Source organism: Aliivibrio sp. S10_S31, assembly GCF_014694495.1.
GTDB lineage: Bacteria > Pseudomonadota > Gammaproteobacteria > Enterobacterales > Vibrionaceae > Aliivibrio > Aliivibrio fischeri.
In genome coordinates this window covers 1-9,214 of sequence record NZ_JAAUWR010000035.1, presented here as the reverse complement: position 1 = coordinate 9,214, position 9,214 = coordinate 1, and the positions used below count along the sequence as shown (strand labels likewise).

The 9,214-nt window shown below is 37.4% G+C and carries 9 protein-coding genes, 1 rRNA gene and 1 riboswitch; of the genes, 4 read left to right on the top strand and 6 right to left on the bottom strand.

Annotation, left to right across the window (positions count from 1 at the left end; translation table 11 throughout):
* Positions 1-113: ribosomal RNA gene (locus tag HC728_RS18980) — 16S ribosomal RNA — on the bottom strand; the annotation flags it as partial.
* A gap of 569 nt (positions 114-682) precedes the next feature.
* Between HC728_RS18980 and HC728_RS18975 the strand changes: the two genes are divergently transcribed.
* Positions 683-1,165: an RNA-binding protein gene (locus tag HC728_RS18975; protein WP_005421336.1), complete on the top strand. Its 483-nt coding sequence runs from the start codon at positions 683-685 to the stop codon at positions 1,163-1,165.
* Here HC728_RS18975 and murI read toward each other — a convergent pair.
* The 3 genes from murI to HC728_RS18960 all read right to left on the bottom strand — a co-directional run bounded on the left by murI (position 1,128) and on the right by HC728_RS18960 (position 4,549).
* A complete protein-coding gene (murI, locus tag HC728_RS18970) occupies positions 1,128-1,916 on the bottom strand; it encodes a glutamate racemase (protein WP_065597930.1) in 789 nt (262 codons plus the stop codon). The two genes, HC728_RS18975 and murI, sit on opposite strands and share 38 nt — an antisense overlap.
* A 65-nt stretch (positions 1,917-1,981) precedes the next feature.
* A complete protein-coding gene (locus tag HC728_RS18965; RefSeq protein WP_065597929.1) occupies positions 1,982-2,653 on the bottom strand; it encodes an ATPase in 672 nt (223 codons plus the stop codon).
* Between the two features lie 48 nt (positions 2,654-2,701).
* Positions 2,702-4,549, bottom strand: coding sequence for a TonB-dependent receptor domain-containing protein (locus tag HC728_RS18960; RefSeq protein WP_017019515.1), 1,848 nt, complete (start codon positions 4,547-4,549; stop codon positions 2,702-2,704).
* Positions 4,550-4,594: 45 nt separating this feature from the next.
* A riboswitch (cobalamin riboswitch) is annotated at positions 4,595-4,820 on the bottom strand.
* Between the two features lie 148 nt (positions 4,821-4,968).
* Here HC728_RS18960 and trmA point away from each other — a divergent pair.
* The gene (gene trmA, locus HC728_RS18955; protein ID WP_005421342.1) at positions 4,969-6,075 is read left to right on the top strand and encodes a tRNA (uridine(54)-C5)-methyltransferase TrmA; all 1,107 of its coding nucleotides are present in this window, start codon (positions 4,969-4,971) and stop codon (positions 6,073-6,075) included.
* A gap of 56 nt (positions 6,076-6,131) precedes the next feature.
* Here the strand turns inward: trmA and HC728_RS18950 are convergent, their stop codons facing one another.
* Together HC728_RS18950 and fabR are read right to left on the bottom strand one after the other, a co-directional pair.
* Positions 6,132-6,506 (bottom strand): YijD family membrane protein, encoded by a 375-nt coding sequence (locus HC728_RS18950; protein WP_190395912.1) that lies wholly within the window; start codon positions 6,504-6,506, stop codon positions 6,132-6,134.
* A 50-nt stretch (positions 6,507-6,556) separates the two neighbouring features.
* Positions 6,557-7,234, bottom strand: coding sequence for an HTH-type transcriptional repressor FabR (gene fabR / locus HC728_RS18945; RefSeq protein WP_005421344.1), 678 nt, complete (start codon positions 7,232-7,234; stop codon positions 6,557-6,559).
* A gap of 234 nt (positions 7,235-7,468) precedes the next feature.
* Between fabR and sthA the strand changes: the two genes are divergently transcribed.
* Together sthA and HC728_RS18935 are read left to right on the top strand one after the other, a co-directional pair.
* Positions 7,469-8,884 carry a Si-specific NAD(P)(+) transhydrogenase gene (gene sthA, locus HC728_RS18940; RefSeq protein WP_017019516.1) on the top strand — a complete coding sequence of 472 codons (1,416 nt, stop codon included), beginning with the start codon at positions 7,469-7,471 and terminating at the stop codon, positions 8,882-8,884.
* 119 nt (positions 8,885-9,003) lie between these two features.
* The coding region (locus HC728_RS18935) for a transposase domain-containing protein (RefSeq protein ID WP_190395911.1) at positions 9,004-9,214 on the top strand (211 nt) is incomplete at its 3' end.

The window sequence follows — 9,214 nt, the reverse complement described above, 5'->3', positions numbered from 1 at the left end:
GCTCGACGCCCTTAACGTTCCCCGAAGGTTCAGTTAAGTCGTTTCCGCTCGACTTGCATGTGTTAGGCCTGCCGCCAGCGTTCAATCTGAGCCATGATCAAACTCTTCAATTAAAGTTTTTTTGGTTGCTCTGTCTTTTCTATAAAGAGAAGCAGAAACAAAACCGACTCAATGATTAATACTGATTGTTACATAAAAGTAATTTTGTGTAGTCACTCAGTTCATTGATTATTTGCTTGCTTTCGCAAACAATGATTATCAACTCACAAGTGCCCACACAGATTGATTTGGTTAAATTGTTAAAGAGCTTTTCTTTCAACGACTTGCGTTTCCGTTTCGTCGTTTGAGGCTGCGTATAATACAGAGCCAAATTATTAAGTCAAGGATTATTTTCAAATTATTTTGAAGTCCTAAAACTCATTGTTCTCATGGCTAAAGTTATTTATCTTTTCCTTGGGAACGGAGGCGCATTATAGAGAGCTAATTAAGATTGGCAAGCGATATTTAAAAATAATCATCTAAGTGATTATTTTCTACACAGATCACTTTTTTTCAAACAAACCCCCTACAAGAAATGAACAATGGCTTAATTAGTTGGCAATTGATACACAATATAAGTAGTATCAATGTGATTTTATTGTTAATTCATCACTTTCCATTTATTTACTAGACCTTACTTATCATGAAATCTACTAATTCAAACATTGCTATTATTGCTATCGCTGCACTAGGTGCAGGAGCAATCTCTTTATTTCCAACAGTATCTCCGGCTTTTGCTTTCGCTTTTGGCGCAGTGATTACAGGTTTTACGGTTTTAACTATTAACAAAGCTCCAGCACAATCAAACTCAAATGATTCTGCTGATACTGCTCCAAACTCAGATCAAGCTAGTACTACATTATATGTGGGTAATTTACCTTATCGTGCAAATGAGTCAGATGTAAAAGAACTCTTTGCTGAATTTGGTGATGTATTTGCAGTACGTTTAATGAAAGACAAGCGTACAGGTAAAAGAAGAGGCTTTGGTTTCGTAGTAGTTGCAACAAAAGACGCTGACAACGTTATTGAAAACTTAAACAATAACGAATTTGATCAGCGAACTCTAAAAGTGCGTATTGCTAATGATCCTAAAACTTCGGGTAACCCAAACACTGAAGAGAACTAAAATTTAGTTCTTTGAATGTATGATTTAGTGCCTCTTCTTTTATAGAGGGGGCACTACAAAATACTTCACATTCAAAAAGAACTGCACTTTCCACCCCATCCCCATTCAATAATTGTTTTACTCTTCTAGCTATTGCCTCTCCAGAATCAATAAGCAATATTTTATTTCCCAGTGCTTTTTTTATTTCATTCTTTAGAAAAGGAAAATGAGTACAACCTAGAACGATCGTATCTACTTTATTTTGCCAAGGAGATAAAATCTCTTTTAGCTCCGCAATATCTACATCAATTCCGATCATCTTTTCTTCCGCCATTTCAACCAGTCGCGTTGAGCCTAATAGCTGGACATCAGATATAGGAGCAAAAGATTTGATCAAATCATACGTGTAGCTTCTCTTTACTGTCGCAGGCGTTGCAAGTAAACCAATCTTATTTGATACCAGAGCTGCGGGTTTGATAGCAGGAACAACACCTACTACAGGTATATCTAATTTATCCCTAAGAGAAGGAAGTACAACGGTGCTTGCTGTATTACAAGCAATCACAACGATATCAATAGGGAATTGAGAACACAACTGAGAGATAATGTGTGTTGTTCTTTCTATAAGTACCGATTCAGTTAGTTCACCATAAGGGAATGCCGCATTATCAAACGCATAAATATACTTAGCTAAAGGTAACTGATATTTAATTTCTTTATATACCGATAATCCACCGATACCCGAATCAAAAATCAAAATGTGTTTTGGCATAACTGAAACCACAGACTCTATTGTAAGCCGATATGAAAAGGTGAGCTCTAATCATACCTCTTGCACTAGTTTTGTAAAACAGAAGCGTTATAACGAAGATGAGTAAAGCGCTGTTGTTTTTCAATTTGCATCTCAGATAATTGGATTGAACCTTTAAAGCATGGTGCGCTAACCACTAAAGAATGAAACTCACCATTTTCTCCGCAAGGATCTACTTCTATTGGTAACTGTGCAATCAATTCTCTTGTGTATACTTTTCCACAAAATTGATTATCAAGTTGAGTCCCATCAGTTGTAACAAGAATAGTTTTAATACCTAATGAAATAATCTCCTCAGCCAAGTCTCTGCTTGATTGCCCCATTAAAGGAAAAACACATTCCCAACCTGCTTTTTCGATATAGCTTTTACGATAATCAACAATACCATTGCAAAACATGTCACCGAAAGCAACAGAATCAAACTCAATACCAGACTCTTTTAAACCGTTAACCACTAGATATTGGTATTCATCATTTGCAGGGAACACGGTAGGCAATTCGATTGTGATTAATGGCAGATCGACTAAATCAGCTTGCATTTGAACAACTGATAATGGAGTTACTTGAAATGGGACTTCATTTGCTACATGTGTCGTATATAAAGCAACAACTTCATAGTTAGGGTTCTCAAGCAATCGAATAAGAGTGAGTGTTGAATCCTTTCCTGATGACCAACTAATAATAACTTTCTTTTTCATTCATACCTCAAAATGAAAAACCGCCAATGAAGGCGGTTTTAAATCAAATTAAAATTGATAATCTAAACTAACATAATATGAGCGCTCTGCAGGTTTATAGCCGCCCGCCGTTTCATATTCTTCATCAAATAAGTTTTCAACTCGACCTCGAACAGCAAGATCTGACGTTACCCAATAAGCAGCAGCAACACTCCACAATGAATATGGATCAAGATAAGCAGTTTCAACGCCTGGGGCTGAAGGTAAATCAGAGCGTTTTCCTGTATAAATATAAGAAAGATTCAAGTCTAAATCACCTAAACTTATATTACCCATCCACTTATAATTCTGTTTTGCTCTTCTTGCTAGTTGTTGACCTTCTGTATCCTCATGATCTTTATATTCAGCAATCAATGTATGAGAAATGATTCCAGTATCAAATAACAACTCTAACTCAGCACCTTTAATATCAGCATCAACATTTGCACTATAGCCTGCAAAATTTGGAGCGTCATAATATACAATTAAATTATCTACACGGTTCTTATACATAGATAAATTAACATTAACTAAGCTATATACGGCAGCAAGACTCACATCAATATTTTTTGACGTTTCCGGCTCTAAATCTGGAGCTGTCGATAAATCATAAAATGATGGCGCTTTAAACGCGGTATTATAAGCAGTACTTACTTTATAAATATCATTAATTTGATAACTCGCACCAACACCCCACGTTGTATATTCATCATACTTATCGTGCTTATCAAATCGAGTATTTGCTTCTAACTTTAATTGATCTAATTGATATTGAGTTCCAAGATAGATGCCAGTCGACGTACGACTTTCACCTTCATTAATAATTACTTTATTTGACCAATCAGTAATGTCAGCTTTCACTTTCGCATCAGTCCAATCAACACCTGCATTAACTAACCAGCCATCCGTTAGTTTAATTTGGTTAGCCCATTGCATATTTAGCTGATCAATTTTTTGCTCTGAATCGAGGTCTCCATTTTCATGATATTCCAGAGTTTGGTCATCTTGATAACTGATACTTAGATTTGATGAAACCGTATCTTTATGAAAAGATAATTTTGAAGAATAAACCGTAGATTCTGATTCTGAGCGAGATTTTGTATTTGTATAATGGTTATATTCTGATGTGCTATTAAACCATCTAACACCAGTAAAAAGACTCACATAAGAAGAAAGTTGGTGCTCGTAGTTCAACATAAACTGGCTATTTTCAAAGCCATGTTTATCTCCATCATTAAATCCCGGTTGAGGATTAACATTGTAGCCTTCTGTTTGGGTGAACCCGGCAGCCATTTTTAAATGTCCGTTTTCGCCAACTTTAGTATTAGCAGCAAAATTTCCTTCTTTATATTTATCGCTGCCAGCACCAATGGTTGCAGATTTCGACAGATTGTCAGAAGAAGTTCGAGTAATGATATTAATCACGCCACCAACAGCATCGGAGCCATACATTACCGCTCCAGAACCACGAATTATTTCAATTCTTTCAACTTGGTTTACAGGGATCTTATTAATGTTCATTCCACTTTTAATGGAACTGTTCATTCTAAAACCATCAATTAAAATCAATACATGATCAGAGTTAGTGCCTCGCATAAAAATAGAGGCATTTTGGCCAATACCACCATTGCTTGCGACTTCAATCCCAGGTTGCAACCTTAAAATGTCCGTCATCGTTTTTGCTTGAATCTGAACAATCTCTTCCTTGGTGACTACACTCATTGGTGCAATAACATCTTCTGTTGACTGCTCAAATCTGTTCGCAGTAACAACCATGGTTTCATCGGTTTCTGTTGTGGTATTTTTAGCAAATACAGGGGATGTATAGGCGTGTGAAAGCAGCGACACTACAGCTGTCGCTAAGGCAGTTTTTTTCATTTCCGTTGTTTCCTAAAATCGCGTTAAGTCCATATAGCAATACGTAATGTATTACTTATTGCTGGCAGGTCTTCGGACTTGAGAGCAGTTAACCTAGAGTACTCACTTCCCATTATTTTTCGATATCCTTAAAATATCTAAACTTAACAGTGTGAAAAATTGTACCTTCGTTCTCTCTTACCGCTGCGCGTCAGTTCTGGATTTTCACCAGATTCCCTATTCAGGCTATAATTAATATTAAAAATAGCGCACCAACATGGGCGAAATAGTAGTGACCTACACTATCTTTGTCTAGGTTTATGCGCTCAATATCACGTCTTAGTATTAATTAGTTTCGATCAATAACACACAAATACTGGACAACAGATCTCTATCGCATAAAATCGGCGCTCTTATTTTGAGCAGCGTGAGGCAAGACGATGACACAATCAGTCATGAACCCAGAAAATTATCAAGTACAATTAGATGAAAAAGCAGAAGCACTCTCTGCTATGTTTTCTGAATTTAATGTTCCAGAACTGGAAGTCTTTTCCTCTCCTGCTGAAAACTACCGCATGCGTGCAGAATTTCGTGTGTGGCATGAAGGTGACGAAATGTATTACGTCATGTTCAACCAAGAGACCAAAGAAAAATACCGTGTTGATTACTTCTTACCTGCAAGCCGTTTAATTAACGATTTGATGCCATTACTAACAGAAGCAGTAAAAGAGAGTAAAACACTTCGCTATAAAATGTTCCAAGTGGATTTCTTATCGACGCTTAGTGGTGAAATTTTAGTGTCGATGCTTTATCACCGTCAACTAGATGATGCTTGGAAAGAAGAAGCGAAAGCATTAAAACAACGTCTGAATGATGAAGGTTTTAACCTAAATATCATTGGTCGTGCACGTAAAATGAAAATCGTTTTAGACCAAGAGTTTGTTATTGAAAAACTTAAAGTTAATGACGACATCTTAACGTATAAGCAAGTTGAGAATAGCTTTACACAACCAAACGGCATTGTTGCTCAAAAAATGCTAGAATGGGCAGTGGATTGTACACAAAACAGTCAAGGTGACCTACTTGAATTATATTGTGGTAACGGTAACTTCTCATTGGCATTAGCGAAAAACTTTGATCGTGTTTTAGCAACCGAATTAGCAAAACCATCTGTTGATTCTGCTCAATACAACATTGCAGCAAATAACATTGATAATGTACAAATCATTCGAATGTCTGCTGAAGATTTTACTGATGCTATGGAAGGTAAACGTGAATTTAGACGCTTAAAAGATCAAAATATCGATCTAAAAAGCTATAACTGCAACACTATCTTTGTTGATCCACCTCGTTCTGGAATGGATGAAGGGACTTGTAAGATGGTTCAAGGTTACGAGCGTATTATGTACATCTCTTGTAATCCTGAAACGCTAAAAGAAAACTTAGAAATTTTAAGCCAAACGCACAACATTACGCGTTTTGCTTTATTTGACCAGTTCCCATATACACACCATATGGAAGCCGGCGTTTTCTTAGAAAGAAAATAAACTTAAAAAAAAGGCTCATAGCGTAATGTTCTGAGCCTTTTTTTATGAACGGTTATTTATATTTCTGTGTGAGTATCTTTCTTTTTCAAAATACCCATTTTCACACCAATCCAAAGTAACAAAGCCAGAGCGACTAAAATCGAAAAGAAATTAGAACCCGCTTCTGGGTATTGTGCTTTTACTAATGCTGAATGACCAAACAATCCTACAAAAAAACAAGCCATTGCAATAAGCGGAGTATCTTCGCTCACTGGCGGTCGTAAGTATTCTTGATATAAACCTTGAGCCGCTAGAACCAATGCAATAATCGGAAAAATTGAGAAAGCAACTTCAGTTACTGTTAATCCAACCCAAACGGCATTTAAACAAAGACCTGCCACCACTGATAGCGCTAATGTCTTTCGTTCATTTCTACTATTTTCATGTGTCATGTTTTTACCTCATACAGACATTGATTCACTGCGATCAATGCATCTACATTCTATTTTTCATTTTCTTTACGATACCAATACGCTCCTTTAGAGAGCATTCGTAATTGAAAAATGAGTCGCTCAGATAATTCAGTTCGTGATGCCGAGTCTAAATCTAACGCCTCTGCTCCTGAACTAAATACAAGTGTTACCGATGCCTCAGCCTGAACCAATGCTTCTTCACGAGCTACTCCTGTTGTGGCAACTAAATATTCGGTAAGTTCCGCAACAAAGTGTTGGATTTCTCTTGCTACCGCAGCACGAAAAGCGGGTGATGTTCCTGAACGTTCACGTAGTAATAAGCGAAAAACGTTAGGACTTCCCTCAATAAACTCCATGAAAGTTTCAACAGAAGTTCTAATGACACTCCCTTCTACGACTATACGTTGGCGAGCCTGTCTCATTAATTGACGTAATATCAAACCACCTTCATCTACTAGAGTTAGTCCTAACTCATCCATATCTTTAAAGTGTCGATAAAAAGACGTTGGAGCAATTCCAGCTTCTCGAGTAACTTCTCGTAAGCTTAAACTCGTAAAACCTCGCTCGGCACATAATAGGCAAAAAGCAGCATCAATGATGGTTCTTCGAGTTCTTTCTTTTTGTTGAGCACGAACGCCTTTTGCACTCACTGGGCGCTTTACTTCTGAGACTGCATTGAGATCATCAGCTTCAAATTCAGGATACATATACTTTACCGTTTGTTGCGTGATTTAATTAAATGGGTATCACAAACTTCCGCCAACCCACATTATCGATTTCTACTTACCTATGTAAATAATGAAATCACTAATACGACAGATTTCCATAAACAACGTGATCCTCTCCACTCTATCTTAATCACTTGATTTACCAAACGAATGAAAAGGTTAAAATACTTTGTTAGCAATGTTGCGATATTGATAATAATTAAGGCGCTAATAATGACTAATTCAACCCCTATACGTTCAACCCATTTTGATGCCATTGTAATTGGTAGTGGCCCAGGTGGAGAAGGGGCTGCAATGGGTCTAACTAAAGCCAACTTAAATGTCGCAATTATTGAAAGAGAACCAAGTGTTGGTGGCGGGTGTACACACTGGGGAACCATTCCATCGAAAGCACTGCGTCATGCGGTTAGTCGTATTATCGAGTTTAACTCAAACCCTCTTTACTGTAAGAATAATACCAGTCTTCATTCTACTTTTTCGGATATTTTAGGTCATGCGAAAAGTGTAATAGATAAGCAGACTCGTATGAGACAGGGGTTCTACGATCGCAACCAATGTTCTCTCATCTTTGGAGAAGCGAGTTTCGTAGAAAAAAATACTGTTGCGGTTACAGCAAAAGATGGCTCCATTGAAACCTACACAGCAGATAAATTTATTATTGCTACAGGCTCTCGTCCATATCGTCCTGAAGGTATTAATTTTAACCATAGTCGTGTTTATGACAGCGATTCTATCTTATCTCTTAAACACGATCCTCGTCATATCATTATTTACGGTGCCGGTGTCATTGGAAGTGAATACGCTTCTATTTTTAGAGGACTAGGTGTAAAGGTTGATTTAGTTAATACTCGTGATCGCCTACTTTCCTTTTTAGATAATGAAATGTCAGATGCGCTTTCCTATCACTTTTGGAACAGCGGTATCGTCACTCGCAATGATGAAAATTTTGAGCACATCGAAGCAAATGATGACGGTGTAATCATGCATTTAGAATCAGGCAAAAAAATGAAAGCCGATTGCATACTTTTTGCAAATGGACGAACAGGTAATACGGACAAGCTAAACCTTTCAGCTGTTGGTCTTGAAGCTGATTCCCGTGGTCAATTAAAAGTAAATGATAATTACCAAACAGACGTCGAGCACATTTATGCGGTTGGTGATGTGATTGGATACCCAAGCTTAGCCAGTGCAGCTTATGACCAAGGGCGATTTACCGCTCAAGCCATTACTAAAGGAAAAGCAGAAGCTAGGCTCATCGATCATATTCCTACTGGAATTTACACCATCCCAGAAATTAGCTCTGTAGGAAAAACGGAACAAGAACTTACCGCAGCAAAAGTACCTTACGAGGTTGGCCGCTCATCATTTAAACATTTAGCACGAGCACAAATTGCAGGTAAAGATATCGGTAGCCTAAAAATATTATTCCACCGTGAAACCAAGGAGATATTGGGCATTCATTGCTTTGGCGAACGTGCGGCTGAAATCATTCATATCGGTCAAGCCATTATGGAGCAAAAAGGCGAAGCTAACACTATTGAGTATTTTGTTAATACCACATTTAACTACCCTACAATGGCAGAAGCTTATCGAGTTGCCGCACTCAATGGCCTAAATAGATTATTCTAATTACAAAAAAGGGCTGCATACTGCAGTAATGCCGATCAGTTAAGAAATTTTTGAGATCATTTGACCGATCCTCAAAATGCTTCAAAATCCGATATTAGGAAACTAATATCGGATTTTTTATGTCTTTAGAAAGCCAACTTGCGAATACTTTTCAATCATATAATACCTTTCATCACTTTGATAGATATTCTGATATTCTTAGCCCTGAATTGATTCAGCAAGGCTTCGAACAAGCCGGTGTAGCAACGGTTAGAAGGAGGCGATTACCTTTAGAAGCTGTACTTTGGTCCGTTGTAGGAATGAGCCTTTTTCGACAGCAATCTATTTGGG

Excerpts from the sequence above, each read along its gene's own strand:
- HC728_RS18975 (WP_005421336.1), top strand. The coding sequence starts at position 683 with ATGAAATCTACTAATTCAAACATTGCTATTATTGCTATCGCTGCACTA.
- murI (WP_065597930.1), bottom strand. The coding sequence starts at position 1,916 with ATGCCAAAACACATTTTGATTTTTGATTCGGGTATCGGTGGATTATCG.
- HC728_RS18965 (WP_065597929.1), bottom strand. The coding sequence starts at position 2,653 with ATGAAAAAGAAAGTTATTATTAGTTGGTCATCAGGAAAGGATTCAACA.
- HC728_RS18960 (WP_017019515.1), bottom strand. The coding sequence starts at position 4,549 with ATGAAAAAAACTGCCTTAGCGACAGCTGTAGTGTCGCTGCTTTCACAC.
- trmA (WP_005421342.1), top strand. The coding sequence starts at position 4,969 with ATGACACAATCAGTCATGAACCCAGAAAATTATCAAGTACAATTAGAT.
- HC728_RS18950 (WP_190395912.1), bottom strand. The coding sequence starts at position 6,506 with ATGACACATGAAAATAGTAGAAATGAACGAAAGACATTAGCGCTATCA.
- fabR (WP_005421344.1), bottom strand. The coding sequence starts at position 7,234 with ATGTATCCTGAATTTGAAGCTGATGATCTCAATGCAGTCTCAGAAGTA.
- sthA (WP_017019516.1), top strand. The coding sequence starts at position 7,469 with ATGACTAATTCAACCCCTATACGTTCAACCCATTTTGATGCCATTGTA.